10 protein-coding genes are annotated in these 18,023 nt (G+C 45.4%); 6 read left to right on the top strand and 4 right to left on the bottom strand.

Annotation, left to right across the window (positions count from 1 at the left end):
* Nucleotides 1-4 precede the first annotated feature (4 nt).
* The 3 genes from D1814_RS09020 to D1814_RS09010 form a co-directional block, all read right to left on the bottom strand.
* A complete protein-coding gene (locus tag D1814_RS09020; protein ID WP_118491532.1) occupies nt 5-1,012 on the bottom strand; it encodes a TauD/TfdA family dioxygenase in 1,008 nt (335 codons plus the stop codon).
* Between the two features lie 9 nt (nt 1,013-1,021).
* The gene (locus D1814_RS09015) at nt 1,022-1,975 is read right to left on the bottom strand and encodes an aldo/keto reductase (protein WP_118491530.1); all 954 of its coding nucleotides are present in this window, start codon (nt 1,973-1,975) and stop codon (nt 1,022-1,024) included.
* Nucleotides 1,976-2,407: 432 nt separating this feature from the next.
* Nucleotides 2,408-3,157 carry a GntR family transcriptional regulator gene (locus D1814_RS09010; RefSeq protein ID WP_118491528.1) on the bottom strand — a complete coding sequence of 250 codons (750 nt, stop codon included), beginning with the start codon at nt 3,155-3,157 and terminating at the stop codon, nt 2,408-2,410.
* Nucleotides 3,158-3,255: 98 nt separating this feature from the next.
* Between D1814_RS09010 and D1814_RS09005 the strand changes: the two genes are divergently transcribed.
* The 4 genes from D1814_RS09005 to D1814_RS08990 all read left to right on the top strand — a co-directional run bounded on the left by D1814_RS09005 (nt 3,256) and on the right by D1814_RS08990 (nt 10,705).
* Nucleotides 3,256-4,008: a TSUP family transporter gene (locus tag D1814_RS09005; RefSeq protein ID WP_118491526.1), complete on the top strand. Its 753-nt coding sequence runs from the start codon at nt 3,256-3,258 to the stop codon at nt 4,006-4,008.
* Nucleotides 4,009-4,195: 187 nt separating this feature from the next.
* Nucleotides 4,196-6,262 (top strand): glycoside hydrolase family 31 protein, encoded by a 2,067-nt coding sequence (locus D1814_RS09000; RefSeq protein ID WP_118491524.1) that lies wholly within the window; start codon nt 4,196-4,198, stop codon nt 6,260-6,262.
* 16 nt (nt 6,263-6,278) lie between these two features.
* The gene (locus D1814_RS08995) at nt 6,279-8,006 is read left to right on the top strand and encodes a solute:sodium symporter family transporter (protein ID WP_118491522.1); all 1,728 of its coding nucleotides are present in this window, start codon (nt 6,279-6,281) and stop codon (nt 8,004-8,006) included.
* Between the two features lie 290 nt (nt 8,007-8,296).
* Nucleotides 8,297-10,705, top strand: a complete 2,409-nt coding sequence (locus D1814_RS08990; protein ID WP_118491520.1) for a TonB-dependent receptor — start codon at nt 8,297-8,299, stop codon at nt 10,703-10,705.
* 119 nt (nt 10,706-10,824) lie between these two features.
* On the opposite strand, the gene D1814_RS08985 is transcribed toward D1814_RS08990, so the two are convergent.
* Nucleotides 10,825-11,772, bottom strand: coding sequence for a cation diffusion facilitator family transporter (locus tag D1814_RS08985; RefSeq protein WP_118491518.1), 948 nt, complete (start codon nt 11,770-11,772; stop codon nt 10,825-10,827).
* Between the two features lie 394 nt (nt 11,773-12,166).
* Between D1814_RS08985 and D1814_RS08980 the strand changes: the two genes are divergently transcribed.
* The gene (locus D1814_RS08980) at nt 12,167-14,851 is read left to right on the top strand and encodes a glycoside hydrolase family 16 protein (RefSeq protein WP_118491516.1); all 2,685 of its coding nucleotides are present in this window, start codon (nt 12,167-12,169) and stop codon (nt 14,849-14,851) included.
* Between the two features lie 68 nt (nt 14,852-14,919).
* Nucleotides 14,920-17,865 carry a TonB-dependent receptor gene (locus tag D1814_RS08975; RefSeq protein ID WP_118491514.1) on the top strand — a complete coding sequence of 982 codons (2,946 nt, stop codon included), beginning with the start codon at nt 14,920-14,922 and terminating at the stop codon, nt 17,863-17,865.
* Nucleotides 17,866-18,023 lie beyond the last annotated feature (158 nt).

Raw genomic sequence — 18,023 nt, 5'->3', positions numbered from 1 at the left:
GGTATTAACGCTCAGATGCAACCAATGCCACAAGCACTACACGCTTGCGATCGCCAGAGTAAGGGCGACGGCCGTGCATCGCACGATAGTTATCAACAATAGCCACGTCACCGTCTTGCCACTCTAAATCAAATGTAAAGCCTTCCGAGAGCTCAGCAATACGCTCTAGCCCCTCTTTCGGTATAGCACTATCGTCACCAAACGTAATAGCTGAAGATGGGTTTTCGCGAACGCCTTTCCAGCCCATGTAGGCCGCGATAAGCTGGTTGTAAAACACTTCAGAACCATCATTCAGTTCGATGACCGCAGGAAGTACGGGCGTAATCGCTTTTAAGCTGCCATCTTCTAACCATTCCCAGCTGTAACCTAGTTCTTTGAGCTTAGCTTCACCTTCTTCTACGGTTTCCACACTTAACGTGCTTTTCCAGCTGCGGCCCTGACCTGAGTTAATGTCATTAGCGGCAGGCATGGTGGTGGTGTACTTCAAGCCCTTTTCTTTAAAGTCGCTGGCGAGTTCAGGGTTTTCTGCTTTCAATGCTTCAAACAACTTGTCTGAACGACATAGCGGCGTAGCACCACCCTCATCTGCTGCGGTTTTGCAAAAGAAGAAAAGTTTACTTGGAGAAATAGGCGTTTGAGCCATTTCGTGATGAAGGAAAATTTCTACATCTTTAGGCGCTTCGTTAGCGGTAAATACACGTTCGGTATAGTTAATACGCACCGCGTTAGAAAGCGACTCTTGATAGGTAAAGTTAGGATAACCAAAGCCTGCTGAAAAAACGTCAAAGGTCTCTGCTGAATCTAGAGGGAACCCTCTAAAAAGCAGCGCACCAGATTTAGCCAGTTTTGCTTCAAGTTCTGACTGGTTCGCTTTAACAAAGGCAACCGTTTCTTCTACAGTGGAACAGCTTTCATTGTTCACGACTATTTCAGGGAAGACACCGCCGTTGTAGTTGTGCTGAGTAGGTACGCTTGCGTACGCTACCGCAGAGCTGTCATTGACGTTTTTCATAGTTAACTCCTAGTCGTAAATGGGGTGGAAACGATTAAAGGCAGCTTCGCAGAAGTGACCTGGGTCGTTAAATCGACGATTCATGTTTAATGCTGAAATAGCCTGCATTTCACTGTCGCTTAGTGAGAAGTCGAAAAGCGCCAAGTTTTCTTTCATACGTTCAACTTTTGACGTTTTCGGGATAATAGCGTTGCCGCGCTGAACACCCCAACGCAATACGATTTGCGCAGGTGTTTTACCGTGAGCTTTTGCCGCAGCTTTCACCACATCTTGCTGAAGCACAGATTCAGTTTTATCTGCCATTTCAAGCTCTAGGTAAGAAAGCGCACCTAAAGGCGAAAACGCAGTAACATTTAAACCATAGTCTTTTGCTAAACGAATTAAGCGTTCTTGTGTTAGGTAAGGATGGGATTCAATTTGAAGCATTGCTGGCTTGATACGCGCATAGCTCATTAAGTCGTTAAGCAGGCCTGTGTTGTAATTACACACACCGATTTGTTTTGCTTTACCGCTATCTGCTAGCGCTTCCATGGCCTCCCACGTTTTGTAAAGTGGTACAGGTGCAAGCTCCATTTTTGGTTCAGCAGCATCGGGGTCGTAAAACCATTCAGGCGGATATCGTGTTTCGATCGGCACGAACTTCTGCGCGATAGGGAAGTGGATAAGATACAAGTCTAGGTAGTCTAGCTGTAAATCAGATAGCGTTTTCTCAAGCGCCAGCTCTACATGTTCTGGGGCATGAAATGTATTCCAAAGCTTCGAGGTTACCCACAACTCATCTCTGGTACATAAACCTTCATCAATAGCGCGCTTTATGCCTTCTCCCACTTCCTTTTCATTACCGTAGTCTGCGGCGCAATCTAAGTGGCGATAGCCAGCTTTAATCGCTTGGTATGTTGTTTCGGCACAAATGGCAGTATCTACTTTCCAAAAGCCAAAACCCACCTCAGGTATCTTATTCATCGTTTCATTCACCTTAGAATTTGTTGCATTAAGCTAATTAGTTTTACATTAGCAGTATGCTCTTGTATAACGTCAGCTTCAAACTTTAGTCTTGTATAAGACATAAGTTATTACACAGATATTATGATGTCAACAAAGTGTTAACGAACTAAGCAAAAAGATAGTACGTGGTTTTTGGTGGCTGGATTAGTTGAGCACTATACCTGTCAGTTTAGGGCGGAATAGAAAAGGGCATTCTAGACCAAGACGTTTATCACACGCAGATTTTTTGAGCCGGGGCGGCGTTTACGTTAGACACGAGCTAAAGCCCACTAAAAATAGGTAGACGGAAAAAGTTAGGTGAGCAATAGCAGCACCGTGGACATTAAACTTTAGCCTCCTTGGTACCGCCTAATTGTATTAAACCTTGTCGCTAGTAAGGGGGAAAGTAAATTAATCGAGCTCAACCTGGTAATGGTAATGGTCGGTTCTGCATTTACTTTCGCGATACTCAATTAACTTGCCATCAATAGATTCTGTAACACGCGTGACCAAAAGCAGCGGTGCCCCTTTTTCAATACCTAAGCTTTTCGCGTCGCTTTTTGATGCAAGAATAGCTTTAATGCTGTCACGGGTTTTAAACACTGTTTGGTTATAATCCGTTTGATAAAAGTGATACAAAGTATGCGGAATATCCTCGCGCAGGTGGATTTCAGGAAACATTTTGAAAGGCAAAAATATGGTTTCCAGCATACAAAATTCATTTTCAAGTATGCGTCTGCGTTTAAGCTTTACAGTTTTATCTTTTGCCGTTATGGAAAGAGCCGCTTGAACTGTTTCGCTCGGGTCTACCAGTTCTTTACTGATGAGCTCTGCTTTAGGTAAATCGGCTCCTTTTCCGTCAGCTTGTAACGGAAAAAAGCGAAATAGTGCATCTTGAGCGGTATGTTCAGAAACGAATGTACCCACGCCTTGCCTGCGGGTTACAATTTTAGTGTCGGTAAGCAGTGTTAATGCTTTGCGAACGGTTCCTTGGCTCACTTTGAACTCATCTGCAAGTTTAAACTCACTAGGCAGCATCTCACCGGGTTGCCATCGACGCTCCACAATGAGTTGCTTAATGTACTCAGCTACCTGTTGGTATAGAGGCTGAAAAGCAAGACTTGGACCGCTGAGTTTGTGATCGAACTGAGATGAAGACATGAACCCTAACCTAAACGCTTAATTATTGTTTTTATATCATACACAAGAGTTATAGCGCATTTTTGACTTAAATCACATACATCGTAGGAATAACATACATGCCCTTGGAAACACTGCTCCCCATGTTCGCTCTTTTAGGTATTGCAACGCTTCTGCAAACATTAAGTGGATTCGGCTTTGGGCTTATGGTGGTGTCTAGCTTTACCTTGTTCGGAATTTTACCGCTCACCGCGACCACATTTATGGTGAGTTTTTTAAGCCTTTTTAACTCTGTTAGTCTGGTAGCAAGAAACACCGAACAAATAAACAAGCGTGCTTTTACCATTCTTCTTCTTAGCGGTATTCCGTTTATGGGCATAGGGTATGCGCTGTTGGAGTACTTATCCGTTGGTATGGCAACATGGCTTAACCTATTGCTTGGCATCGCTATTTTAAGTTGCTGTGGGCTTTTGTTGGTTAAAAGAAAACGTGGACAGCCAACCGGTAGTGCCTTTGGTTTCTCCGTGGCAGGTGGTCTAGGCGGTATGTTAGGTGGGCTTTTCTCTACGTTCGGACCGCCCGTCGTATTTCAGTGTTACAGGCAAACATGGCCAATTAACGAAATTAGAATCACGCTTCTTGCCGTGTTCAGCATAACGTCGCTATTACGCTTGGCAATAATACCGTTTGGCACTCTGCCTTCGAGCGACGTTTTCCTTTCTGCGCTGCTTGCTATTCCTGTGATCCTCGTTTTCACAAGAATAGGGCGAATGCTTGCGGCGCGCGTGCCCGCGGCTTCTGTAAGGCTTTTAGCGTTAACCATGCTTGGGTTAAGCGGCGTGACACTTATCATTAAAAATATCAGTGTCTAATATCTAAACGCATATAAAACGCAAACCTATAGTGGCACAGTTACGCTTCGTCAATAGATCGAATGCTATCTAGAATTGAACAAATGGCTATTGATCTAAATTTTTATAATTTGCTAATTGCAGATTGACACCCAAGTTACATTTCATTAACTTATGTCTTATATAAGACATCAAGGGTAATGTAGAAATGAGTAACGCTTTTTGTGTAACTGAACCAGATTGGAACGATATTGAAGCTGCTGACATCACCAAGCAGCCCTTTTTGTCTGACGATAAAACACTTATCGTCCCTACGCAATACGGTGAGTTAAGCTTTAGTATCAGCGAGTTTGGTCTACGCATTCAAAGTGACGTTAATGCCACTGACGACTTTGGTATGCTCACACAAGCGCCCGATAAGCAACCGTTAGTATTATCAGGTGATAAGTCGCACAGCACCCTTATCGCTGGCGCTTATCGTTTAGAAATTTTTGCTTCTCCTCTTCATTTTAAGCTGTATAAAGATGATAGTCTTGTTCAACAAAGCGCTACCGATGGCCACTTTGTGCGCCAGCATCGTTTACCGCCCTTTGCTAAAACAGACAGCGGATGGTTAGTGAGCCTGGAGCTTGGCTATGATGAAGCGGTTTACGGTCTTGGCGAGAAATGGGGCAAGCTTGATAAACGCGGTCAACTTATCCGTTCTTACAATCACGATGCCCTTGGCGTAAACGCAGAGAAGTCATACAAAAATACCCCGTATGCGTGGAGCCCAGAAGGTTGGAATCTTTTTGTACATACACCTGCTCCCGTCACCCATAGTGTGGGATATGCGCTCTGGTCACAGCGTGCGTATGTATGTTTAGTAGAAGATAATCTTCTCGACGTATTTTTGTTCCACCAAGACTCACCGGCGCAAAGCATTAAAACCTACAGCGAATTAACCGGGTTTGCCCCTACGCCGCCTACGTGGAGTTTAGGCGTCATTCTCTCTAAAGCGTATTATAAAGATGCCGATGAGCTACTTGCCGTTGCCCACGAAGTACGCGAAAAAAATATGCCTTGTGATGTCATCACCCTTGATGGTCGTGCTTGGCAAGATACGGATACTCGCTTTGCTTTTGAGTGGGACCCGAAACGCTACGAAGATCCACAACCGGTTATTGATGAGCTTAAAGCGTTAGGTTTTAAGATCTGTGTATGGGAATACCCCATGATTTCAGTGAAAAACCCTCTTTATAAAAAAGCTGCAGAAAAAGGCTGGTTGATAAAAGATAAACGCACTGGCGAAGCGTATCGCTATGAATGGGATTTGAGCCCATTTGGGGAAGTGCTAACACCACTGCCAGACTCAGGTATCTTAGACTTTACCAACCCAGAAGCTTATGAGTTTTGGAAAACCTCGCACAAACCTCTATTTGACCTTGGTGTAGACATGATCAAGGCCGACTTTGGCGAGCAGCTAGAAGACGACAATATGCTGTCGTACAGCGGTGATTCAGGCAATCGCCTGCACAATGTTTACAGTATGCTCTATAACCGCTGTGTTTATGAGGCGGCTGCGGCTTACTGCAAAACTGGCCCATTCTTGTTTAGCCGTTCAGCTTGGACGGGAAGCCAGCGCTATCCTTCACAGTGGGGAGGCGACCCGCAAGCCGACTGGCACGGCCTCGCGGCAAGTATTCGTGGCAGCTTGTCTTGGGGTATGTCAGGTGGGCCCTTCTTCGCTACAGATATCGGCGGTTTTTACAAAGATACCCGGGATGCGGAGCTCTATGTACGATGGGCGCAAGCATCAGTATTTAGCGCCCACATGCGATTACATGGTATTGGCCCTCGCGAACCCTGGTCATATGGTGATGAAGCATCAGATGCAGTGTTTAACGCATTAAAGCTACGCTACAAGCTTATTCCTTATCTAAAAGAAACCGCAGAAAAAGCATCGCAAACAGGGCTTCCGGTTCAGCGGGCCATGGCGTTAGCCTTTCCTGATCAGCCGCTTGCTCATGCTTTTGAACAACAGTTTATGTGCGGCGATGACTTGCTGGTTGTGCCTTGTGTTGTGCCTGGCGGCAAAATTAAATACTACTTACCTAAGGGCGAGTGGGTGCGCTTTGGTACCGACGAAGTGATACAAGGTGAACAGTACAGAGAAGAGATATTGGCACTTAATGATGTTGCTGTATTCATTCAAAAAGGCAGTCGCATTGTCATGGGTCCCGATGTTCAGCATACCGATATGGATATGTCGAATATCTCGCACTGGCCAGCATAGCGCTTAGGAGTTGTTCATGGATATTACCCTTACCCTACTGTCATGTATGGCATTTATGGCTATCGTTGCCGCTATCTCTTACATGAAAACCAAAGGGGAAGTTAACACCCAAGACGGTTACTTCCTTGCAGGAAGAGGGCTAACCGGCACCTTTATAGCCGGGTCCATGATCCTTACCAACCTCTCAGCTGAACAGCTTATTGGCTTAAACGGCTCTGCCTTCGGCTACAACCTTAGCGCTATGGCGTGGGAAGTGACCGCAGGTATCTCTACCATAATTATGGCGCTTATTTTCTTACCCCGTTATTTAGCGGGGGCTTTTTCCACCTTGCCTGAGTTTTTACGGGACCGCTTCGACGACAGCGTGCGTAGAATGACAGTAGTGCTGTTTATGGTGGGCTACTCGTTAGTGACTATTCCATCGGTACTTTATTCAGGGTCCATTGCAGTTTTACGACTGTTCGATGTCCCAGGCCTTTTTAACGTCAGCTACGAAGTAGGCTTAGTCTTAACCATTGTGATTGTAGGCACCATAGGTGCGCTTTACGCCATTTTTGGTGGCTTAAAGGCAGTGGCAGTGTCAGATACCATAAACGGTGTAGGACTTCTAATTGTGGGACTGCTAGTCCCTATACTTGGTTTAATTGCTTTAGGCGACGGTAGCTTTAGTGATGGCCTTTCGACTATTGCAACAACGGAAACCGAAAAGCTCAATGCCATAGGCGGGGCAAACGATCCGGTTCCCTTCGGTACTATTTTTACAGGTATGATATTAGCCAACCTGTTCTATTGGGGTACAAACCAATACGTTATTCAAAGAACCCTTGGGGCTAAAAACCTGGTTGAAGGTCAAAAAGGCGTGCTGTTCTCAGGCTACTTTAAAGTACTTGTGCCCTTTATGATGATGCTCCCTGGCGTTATTGCTTATCATCTATATCAAGATGAGAACCTTCAAACTATCGACCTTGCCTACCCACATTTAGTAAAAGATGTGTTGCCACAGTATTTGTCGGGCTTCTTCCTAGCCGTATTGCTTGGGGCGGTGTTTAGCTCTTTTAATTCACTGCTTAACAGTGCTGCCACGCTATTTTGCTTAGACGTTTATAAGCCCTTCAAAAAAGACAAAGTAAGTGACGAAAAGCTAATACGCGTCGCTAAAATCACCAGTATCGTTATCGCTGTGCTGTCTTTTATCACAGCGCCACTATTGATGTTTGCACCTGAGGGCTTGTGGCAAATTATTCGCATATTCACTGGGTTCTATAATATTCCGGTAATCACCATTGTATTAGTTGGTTTGTTTACCAAGAACGTACCTGCCCTAGCCGCAAAAGTAGCCATCATTTTTCACGTAATCGCCTATGGACTGCTCAAGTTCGTATGGGAAGTAGATATCAACTTCATTCATATTTATGCCATCTTGTTCGCTATCGAACTGGCCATTATGTTAATGATAGGTAAGCTTTATCCAATGGCGACGCCATGGCATTTTACGCCCAAGGCCGAAGTCAATATGACTCCTTGGCGCTATGCTATACCTTGCGCCATTGTGCTGGTTGGCCTTATCGCTACGCTCTACCTGATGTTCTCTCCAGTGGGCTTTGTAGGTGGTATCAGTAACGCCTTTATACCAGCTCTAATTGGCTTGTGGGCCAGCTGCTTCGCTGCCATAGGTATTAGCCTTAAATGGTGGCGGGTAAAATATGAGCAAGGCCTTAAGCGCCTTGCCTCCCAACCGGCTTAAACCGAACGCTTAGCTTCTGTATAGAAAAAACACAAAAAATTTAACATAACGTTTGCAAACAGCTTAACAATTGTTTAACTTAATCACTCTTATATAAGACACCAGACGAAAGATATCTTTTATAAAGACTGGTGACGATAAATCGCATAGTGCGGCATTTTAAATGATGCACCTTGCGTAGCTAAAAAATAAAAAAACCAAACACCGTCTACCTACAACGGTTGATATATCCGAAAAATGTTGGCCATTGTTAGTTAGAGCGAGATAAGCGAAATACCCTGGAGAACAACATGAATACAAAAAGATCGATCATTAGTAGGGCGGTAACCCTTGCTATGACATCTGGATTGCTGCTTAACGCAAATGCCTATGCGCAAGATGCAGAGACTGAACAAACCGAAGCCGCTAAAGACGATAAGTCATTCGAGCAGATTGTCGTAACCTCACAAAAGCGTGTACAAAGCATTAGCGATGTCCCTGTAGCAGTATCAGTATTACGCGGCGACCAGATAGAATCGGCTTTCGCCAACAATGTTGAAAACCTTCAGGCTCTCGTCCCATCGGTAAGTTTTCGTAAAGGTACAACAACCCGTAACTCTGCATTAACCGTTCGAGGCATTGGAACAATTTCATTTAGTATCGCTGCCGAGCCAAGCGTAGCGACTGTAGTAGATGGCGTTGTACTAGGTCGCTCGGGACAGGCTTTTGCTGACCTATATGACGTTGACCGTATTGAAGTACTGCGCGGCCCACAGGGCACACTTTTTGGTAAAAACGCGTCAGCTGGCGTGGTAAACATCACCACAAAAGACCCTTCACAGGACTTAACCGGTAGCCTTTCTACCGAATTCTACCAAGACAACGAATATCGTTTAAAAGGCACGATGAGTGGTGGTTTAACAGACGACCTTTCAGCTAGCTTGACCGTCTTCCAAGGTAAATTCGACGGTTATATAGACAACGTGTATAACAATGAAACGGTAAATGGTTACGACCGTGAAGGTGCGCGAGCTGTTGTGCTTTACGAACCAACCAACGATCTAAAAGTTAAATTTATTAGCGAATTTTACAGTGCTGATGACGACTGCTGTGCAGATTTAGAGGGCGTATCAAGCGGTCGTAATCCAGATTCAGAAGCAGCACCGAACAGCGCTACCATTGCTGATGGAATTGATTTAGAACAGCGTCAAATTGACCATGACTTTGAGTCTCGTACTATTGACGACCACTCAGCTTTCTCTGTGCAAGTTGATAAAACTGTTGGCGATTATACGTTCACTTCAATCACCGCCCAGCGCTCATGGGAAAACACAGAGTTCCGCGAAGGTGACTTCACCTCAATTGCTGGCGACAGCGACCAGCCAGTATTCGGCGTACCGTTCCAACTACACGATGTGGGTGAGCAGGAATGGAGTCAGTTTTCTCAAGAATTCCGTGTAGCTTCAAACTTAACAGGTCCATTTAATTTCCTTGCGGGTATATTCTACTGGAACATGGATTCTGAACGTAACTTCACACGTGATGCTAGTTGCCAAAACAATAATGGTCAGCTTGATCAGGCGCTATCTTTTTACGCAGAAAACAATTTATCAGGAGACGACCTAACCAACGCGCTTTCCGACCTAGACGCCTATGCGGACTCACTAGGTGTGTCGTGTAATGCAAACGATATCGTTTCTGCCACCGCATTTATGAGCACCGAATTTAATAACTGGGCAGTGTATGGTGATGGTACTTATGATTTAAGTGATGATATGCGCCTTATTTTTGGCCTTCGCTATACCGATGATGAAGTGTCTTATAAGCACCGCCGCATTAGTAACGATGAATATGGACGCCGTGGTGTGGGTGTACGCCCTGCTACCGAAAACACCGATGCAGAAGGTGTGGTAGATGAAACGAATCTGTCTGGCCGTGTTGGTCTTCAATACGATCTTGACCAAAATCAGATGGTGTATGCGACCTACTCACAAGGTTATAAAGGTCCTGGTTTCAACGTTTACTATAACTTCAACCCAGACAACGACGGTCGACCTATCGGTGCTGAAGAATCTGACGCTTTCGAGATAGGCTACAAGTACGCTAGTCGCGATCTATTGTTAAACGTTGCTTTGTTTAGCACCGACATTGAAGGATTCCAAGCGAATAACTTCGACTGTTCTGACGGTGCATGTATTACCCGTCTTACTAATGCCGGTGATGTTACAACGCAAGGTATTGAGCTTGATATGATGTGGAACGCAACCGACAACCTAACGTTAATTGGTGGCGCCGCATATACGAAAGCAGAAATCGATGAGTTTAACTGTCCTGAAGAAGCGACATGTACTGATCGCTCAGGCCTTGATGTTCCTTTTTCACCTGACATGAAATACTCGCTAACTGCCGAATACTTTATGGAAACAGAGCATGGCTTCGATGTTTACTATAACGCATCGTATATCTACACCGACGAGCAGTACTCTGACTTACCAGGCAACACAGGTGAATTTAACCCTCACTCATTGTTACCTGACTACAGCATGCTTAACGCAAGCGTAAGTTTCTCATTCAAAGACGATGCATTCCGCGTATCTTTGATTGCTAAAAACTTACTTGATGAAAGCTATGCAACAACTTACAGCGGCGATAACTTCCGTTATCAAATCCCTCGCGACGCAGACCGTTATTACGGCGTAGCCTTCAAGGCACAATTCTAAACCTTCAAAGCGTGTGTGTTGAAAGGGGCGTTTATACGCCCCTCTTTTTTATTGCGGTAGCGCTTAGGCGAAAAAAGCATAATAAACTAACGGCTTACTGTACCTGCACTTTTTGCTTACTAATTTATTTCGTCGTGCTTATGATGATGGGAGTGAGCATGCAAATGATCGCTTTCATCACGGCATGGCTCTCCCGGCAATTCAAACTCTACGGTTGTATGTGCAAGTTCAAAAGGCGCAAGTCGTTTATGTACCTCAGCTTTCAACTGGCGTAACTTTTCGTTGTCTATAGCACAGTTGATGACGACATGAGCGGTAAGCACATGTTGCTCACCGTCAAGCGACCAAAGATGTACATGGTGAATTTCTTCAACATGCTGTATTGCCAATAACGTACTGCTAATTGCATTCTTTGTGGCCAAGTCAGGCACGCCCTGCAAAAATAAAGACATAGTCTGCACTACATATCTAACCACATTTACTAAAATAAAGAGCGTAAAAACTATGGACAGAATGGGATCGAGAATGGGCCATTCTACAAAGTGAAGCACTATCGCCACCGCCAGTACAGCTACCCACCCCAGTGCATCTTCAATTAAATGCCAGTTAAGCACTTTCTCATTCATTGAACGGCCGCCATGAAGCTTGTAGGCCGCGAAACCATTTACGACAATACCAAGTATAGCTAGCCCTATCATGCCCTCCGTTACAGGCATCTCTGGATTATAAAGGCGGGGAATTGCCTCAGACATTACCCAAATTGAACCAAGCACTAAAATGAGCCCGTTAATCATTGCTCCCATAAGGCTTAGTCGTTTGAAGCCATAGGTGTACTTTTCAGTAGAGGCTTTGTGCCCTAGCTTGCTTAAGTACCAAGCTAACCCAATTGAAAGGGAGTCGCCTAAGTCGTGAACAGCATCTGCCATTATGGCCACACTGTTAGTCAGCCAGCCACCGATAAATTCAATAATAGTAAACGTAAAATTCAGCCAGAACGCCCATCCAATACGTGTTGAGTCTTCTTCAGAAGAAGTAGTAGTGTCGACGTGATGATGGTGGTTATGCATGGGCTATGCTCTTTTTAAGCTATAGAGAAAGCTTATCGTGAAGTACGATTTGGTGCGAGCGAAATACTAAGAACACCTCATTAACAATCATACCTTTTAATTTGTAAATGCTGAGTGAATCATTAAACCCAACTTTTGCAAAAAAAACACAACCAATACATAACACACTGATAATTAATTATTTTATAAACTAAATGCCCATATATACCTATTCTACTAAATGTTAATATTTTGAGAACAGTATTGATCTTTATGTGTCAGTAGCTTAATGTAATGTAAGCGCTTTCAAACAGCCATTTTTATTTGACCTATTTTGTAAGCGCTTACACAAGCTTTTTACGTGGCATTTGCCACAACATAAAAACCCAATTTCTTTTGATCAGGGCTGAAAACAATGACGAAAAAAGCATCTCAACTCTCGCGGATAGCTGCCGCGATATCAGTCACAACCCTATTTGGCTGTGGAGGTGGAGCAACAACCTCTACAGATATCGATGTTGTTGACGCAACGGTTCCCGTTACTGACTGGGAGCTTGTTTGGAGCGACGAGTTCGATGGAACCAGTATCGACGATGATAACTGGACCCATGAAGTAAACTGCGACGGTGGCGGTAACAATGAGGCTCAATGCTATACAGACAGTGAAGACAACTCATTTGTGTCTGATGGAAGCCTAAAAATTGTTGCGCTGCCTGCCGAAGAAGGTGCACCTAAACCCTATACGTCAGCCCGATTAATTACTCAGTACAAAGCCGATTTTAAATACGGCCGTTTTGAAATGCGCGCTAAGCTACCAGAAGGTCAAGGTAGCTGGCCTGCATTTTGGATGATGCCTACTGATTCTGTATATGGTGGCTGGCCTCGCTCTGGTGAAATTGACATTATGGAAGCGGTAAACCTGAAAGCGGCAGACGCAGACGGTAACCCTGAAAACCACATCTACGGCACCCTCCATTATGGTCAAGAATGGCCAAACAATGATAGCTCTGGTCAAGCGTATTCTCTTCCTGATGGTGCCAATCCAGCTGATGACTTCCATACCTATGCAATAGAATGGCAGGAAGGTGAGATTCGCTGGTACATGGATGGTTATTTGTACGCGACTCAACGTCGTTCTGAAGTGCGCTATAACGCAAATGGCGATGCCTCGGGCCTTTCTCATCGCGGTTGGTACACTGAGTACTTTGACCAAATTACCGGTGAACTTGAAACTCAATGGAATAACGCCCCTTACGACCAAGAATTTTTCATGATCCTTAACTTCGCTGTGGGCGGAAGTTGGCCTGAAGCAGTTAACGAAACGGGCATAGATGCAGATGCTTTTGTAGACGGTCAAACGTTCGAAATTGATTACGTGCGCGTTTATGAGTGTGCGTCAGACCCAGACACAGGTAAAGGTTGTGAAACGGTTCGCCCTGGTTACGACGATGTAGATGATGCACTGGTTGAAGGCGCAGCGCCCATTCCGTCACCGCCTTCTACTGGCATTCCACAAGACTTAACTATTTTTGGTGGTACGCCTAATCCAAACTGGGCAGCGTGGGATTGCTGTGGTGGCTCTACCCCTCAACTTGTTGAAGATACTGAGCTAGGTCAAGTTTACGAATTTACCTTTGGCGCAGATCCGACGGTAGTCGGTTTTATCAGCCGCGATGCGTTTCTTACTGACCCAGAAGGTGAAGCCTCTCCATTTGATGCATCTCCCCTTGAAGGCATTGGTAGCTTAAAATTTGATTTAAAACTTGTTTCTGCCCCTAATAACGCTGAAGCAAACTGGAATCTAAAAGTAGAAAGTACAGAAGCAACCACAGATGCATCTTTTTCACTGATGAGTGGCTACGTTGGCCCATCAGAGACTGCACCTGCTACACCGCAAGTGGGCGTATGGGAAAGCTATCAATTTCCTATCAGTATGCTCGCTGAAGCAGAGCTAGATACTAGTGCCATTGATACCATCATGATTTTCCCTGACTGGGGTGCTGGTGAAGGTGCCGTTTACCAAATTACTAATGTAGAGATTTCACAGGATGGTGCGGTCGCATACCCTGAGCTAACTATTTTTGAAGATGGCCAAAACCCTGACTGGCCTATGTGGGACTGCTGTGGTGGTTCAACGCCTGCTGAAGAAATGGATGACGAAGAGCATGGCTTAACTGCAGAATTCCGCATTGGCGCAGAGCCTACCGTAATGGGCTTTAATACTCGTTCTGCTGTTGGTGGTGGTGATACCCCATTTGATGCAACTGCACTTACAGATGGTGGTCTTCTACAATTCGATATGAGAGTAGTGAGCGCACCTAATAATGCAGAAGCACCATGGCTGTTCAAAGTAGAGTCTAACGATGCATCAACTGCTGTAGAACTTTCGCTGGCAGACAGTGTTGAAGGGCAAGTGCCTGCTGAAGGTGAGTGGCAAACATACACTTTCCCTATTTCAGATTTGCAGGCTCGAGGCTTAGACGTAAGCGCCATTGACGTAATTATGGTGTTCCCTGCCTGGAGTACTGGTGAAGGGGCAGTGTATCGCTTAGATAACGTTAAAATATATCACCCTGACAGTGGTCAAGAGGTGCCTGCAGGGTCTGGCATTACCTTGTTTGCAGACACTGCGGCAGATCAGTGGCGTATTTGGGATTGCTGCGGTGGCTCAACGCCTACCGAGGAAGTTGATGATGCGGATCACGGCACAGTTGCTGAGTTCCGAATTGGCGCAACGCCAACGGTGATGGGCATCATTGCTGATGATGGTCATTCTTACGATGCGTCAGCACTACTAACTGATGGTGCAGTGCGATTCGAAATGAAAGTAAGCGCTATGCCTAACAATGCATCAGCGCCTTGGTTATTCAAAATTGAATCTATCGACGTGTCATCAGCAGTGGAGCTCCCTATTTCAGCTAGCCTTGAGGGTGTAGACCCTGTTGAAGGCGAATGGCAGACCTACACTTTCCCTCTTCAAACGTTGTACGACTTAGGTCTGGATATCAGTGCAATCAACGTCATCATGATGTTCCCTGCGTGGGGCTCTGGTGAAGGCGCAGTGTACCGCGTTGATAATGTTGAAATTGCAGCGCAATAGCAAAGCTGTGTATTGCCTAAGCTGCGCTTGGGCAACAAACGAAATTGACAAAAATTAGTAAGGCAATTATGAAAAACACATCTTTTAAAAAGACCCAGCTTGCCACATCAATGGCTTTGTTGATGGGCTCTTTCCTTGTGCTACCCACATACGCGCAAGAAGCAGAAACAGCAACGCCAGCAGAAGGCGAAGTAGAAGTTATTCAAGTTAGCGGTATTCGCGGCAGTATGATCCGCTCGATGGACTTAAAGCGCAGTTCGAGCGGTGTAGTAGACGCCATATCAGCTGAAGAGCTAGGTAAATTTCCTGATACAAACTTAGCCGAAGCACTGCAACGCATTACCGGTGTAACCATTAGCCGTAATAACGGTGAAGGTAGCCAAATTACCGTTCGTGGTTTTGGCCCTGAATTCAACCTAGTAACCCTAAATGGCCGCCAAATGCCGGGTACCGGTTTTACCCGTTCTTTTGACCTTGCCAACCTTTCGTCTGAAGGCGTAAGTACGCTAGAACTGCAAAAAACCGCCCGTGCAGAAAACCCAAGTGGTGGTTTAGGTGCTACGGTAAATATCATTACCATGAAGCCGCTATCCCAGTCAGGGCAAAACGCGACTATTTCTGTAAAAGGTATTTACGATACGTCTAATGAAGCTGGTGACGATGTAACCCCTGAAATTGCAGGTGTTTACACCAATACTTTCGCCGATGAGATGTTCGGATTCGGGGTGTCTTTTTCACACCAAGAGCGTGATTTCCAACAACAATCAGCTAGTATTCAAGGCTGGGTGCTTCAAGAAAACGATGCGCTTCCAGAGTTAGACCCAAGTAATGTCGTCGATAACCGCACCAACATTACCGATGCGGCGTTCTTTCCAAAAGACATGAACTACAGCATTAACGACATTCAGCGCGAACGTTCAAATGGACAGGTTACTTTCCAGTTCCGTCCTGTCGACGAGTTCACTGCGACCATTGACTACACCGCGTCTCGCGCAACAACGGGCACTAATACTGTGGGCTGGGGTATTTGGAATAACTTTGGCGCCAATATCAATGCTTACGAACTGGATGAGAACGGCACAGCGGTTTACGCTGACATCAGCGGCGACGATGCTTCTTTTACAGCAAGCCGTAACACTACCCGCGTTGACGCCCGCTCACTGGGTGTAAACTTAGACTGGATGGTAAATGACGATTGGCATTTCCGTTTGGATTACCATGATTCTTACAACAAAACCGACAACGGTTATGACGAAGGATTGGGTAGCGCTGGACAGATCATTCTTGGTTCAAACCAACTAGACTCTAAAGTTTACGACTATCGTGAAGGAGAAATTCCTCAAGTCTATGTAAACTGGAACAACGGCACTAATGAAATTATGCCGGGTGAAATAGACGCTAACTTTAGCCAGTTTATCTATTCGCCAGGACGTTCTGACATTGAACAGCTGCAGTTAGACGGTACTTGGTATAACTCAGCGTGGGACATCCCGCTAGTCAAAATTGATTTCGGTGTGGCTCGCACAGAACAGTCTCTATCTGGCTTCACTGCTTGGAGCGGACTACGTGGGGGTGCGGGCTTTAGCCCGTCGTTCACCGAAATCTTCCCAGACAGTATGTTTGTTCGCAACGACACATCTGGCTTCTTGGACGCCTTTGATGGTGGCGGTGCTAGCATGAACCCAGGCTATTACTACACCTTTGACTTTGATGAAGCCATTGCCCGTCAGCTTCAGTACATTACTGCCGACGTTGTGGGTGAAGGCAATGCGTATTCTATTGACCCATATTTCAGCGGCGATCCTTCGGTAAGCAATGTAGAAGAGACAACCGACTCAATTTACGTACAGACAGAGTGGGATTTTGACGTTAGCGATTACTACGTTCAAATTAACGCTGGCCTTCGCTATGAAGAGACAGAAGTGCCTAGCACAGCAGAAGTGCGCGTACCTGTTCAGGTGAACTGGGTTGCAGCGGGTGAATGGATTACTGTTTTCCAAGATGGTGTTGAAGAGCAGGACTTTACAGGTAAGTACGATGTACTGCTTCCTATGTTCGACGTGAAAGTCGATGTAACGGATGATATTGTAGCCCGCTTCTCATGGGGTAAATCGATTACTCGCGCACCTATCGGCTTTTTACAAGGCGGACGTTCGTTTAGCGGAAGCCCTAAAATTGGTTCAAGAACCGTGTCAGAAGGCAGTACCGACCTTAAGCCTTACGAGTCGACTAACTTAGACCTATCTTTCGAGTGGTACTATGACGAAGCAAGCTATGCGTCTGTGGGCCTATTCAGAAAGTCAGTTAAAAACTACATTGATACGCAAGGTGCACTTGAAACCTTTGACGGACTGAATGACATCTATCTTGGGCCAAGATGGCAAGAAGCGGTATCTGCACTTGAAGCAGACGGAATTCAAGCCACCGACAGCAACATTTACGACTACTTCTTATCGGCAGGTTATGCTAACGAAGAAGGCGTAGTAGAGCCTAACTCAGACGACCCGCTTATTGAATGGAGTGTGGTGAAGCCTCGTAACCTTAGTGAATCCAGAACAGTTGAAGGTATTGAGCTTGCTGTTCAACATACGTTTGGTGAAACAGGCTTTGGTTTTGGCGCTAATGCAACCCTTGTAGACGGTGATGTAAAATACGACCCATATAACCTAGAGCAGCAAAATCCGCTAGTAGGTATCAGTGATTCAGCTAACTTCCAGGTATTCTACGAAAAAGAAGGCTTGTCGGTAAAAGTGACGTATGCATGGCGTTCAGATTACCTTGTCGGAATCGGTCAAGCACAAGGTTCATCAGATAACCCAGCTACCCAGTTCGATACTTTTGGTCAGGTTGATGCCAGCATCAACTACGATGTGAATGAGCACCTAACCGTGTTCTTTGAAGGTGTGAACATCAACGACGAAACCGAGCGTGGTTATGGCCGCTTTGAAGAGCAATTCTTATTTGCCCGTCAGTATGGCCCTCGCTACACGCTAGGCGCTAGATACAGCTTCTAAGTTTAGTAAGCACTTACGATAAGGGCCTTTTTAAGGCCCTTTTTTTTGTGACATACGTTAAAATTGTCAATCATGTGCCGACACTTTTTAAACTAACTGAAAGGTTCGGCAGGAAGAGTGTGTGTCTATTTACGAAAGAGGATTAAAGCAAACCGAAG

This window comes from Alteromonas sp. BL110, from assembly GCF_003443615.1.
Classification (GTDB): domain Bacteria; phylum Pseudomonadota; class Gammaproteobacteria; order Enterobacterales; family Alteromonadaceae; genus Alteromonas.
The sequence above is the reverse complement of the archived record's forward strand: the minus strand, read 5'-3'. Positions and strand labels throughout refer to the sequence as shown.

Coding starts and splice junctions, on each gene's coding strand:
- D1814_RS08995 (WP_118491522.1), top strand. CDS start 6,279: ATGGATATTACCCTTACCCTACTGTCATGTATGGCATTTATGGCTATC.
- D1814_RS09015 (WP_118491530.1), bottom strand. CDS start 1,975: ATGAATAAGATACCTGAGGTGGGTTTTGGCTTTTGGAAAGTAGATACT.
- D1814_RS08985 (WP_118491518.1), bottom strand. CDS start 11,772: ATGCATAACCACCATCATCACGTCGACACTACTACTTCTTCTGAAGAA.
- D1814_RS08975 (WP_118491514.1), top strand. CDS start 14,920: ATGAAAAACACATCTTTTAAAAAGACCCAGCTTGCCACATCAATGGCT.
- D1814_RS09020 (WP_118491532.1), bottom strand. CDS start 1,012: ATGAAAAACGTCAATGACAGCTCTGCGGTAGCGTACGCAAGCGTACCT.
- D1814_RS09000 (WP_118491524.1), top strand. CDS start 4,196: ATGAGTAACGCTTTTTGTGTAACTGAACCAGATTGGAACGATATTGAA.
- D1814_RS09010 (WP_118491528.1), bottom strand. CDS start 3,157: ATGTCTTCATCTCAGTTCGATCACAAACTCAGCGGTCCAAGTCTTGCT.
- D1814_RS09005 (WP_118491526.1), top strand. CDS start 3,256: ATGCCCTTGGAAACACTGCTCCCCATGTTCGCTCTTTTAGGTATTGCA.
- D1814_RS08990 (WP_118491520.1), top strand. CDS start 8,297: ATGAATACAAAAAGATCGATCATTAGTAGGGCGGTAACCCTTGCTATG.
- D1814_RS08980 (WP_118491516.1), top strand. CDS start 12,167: ATGACGAAAAAAGCATCTCAACTCTCGCGGATAGCTGCCGCGATATCA.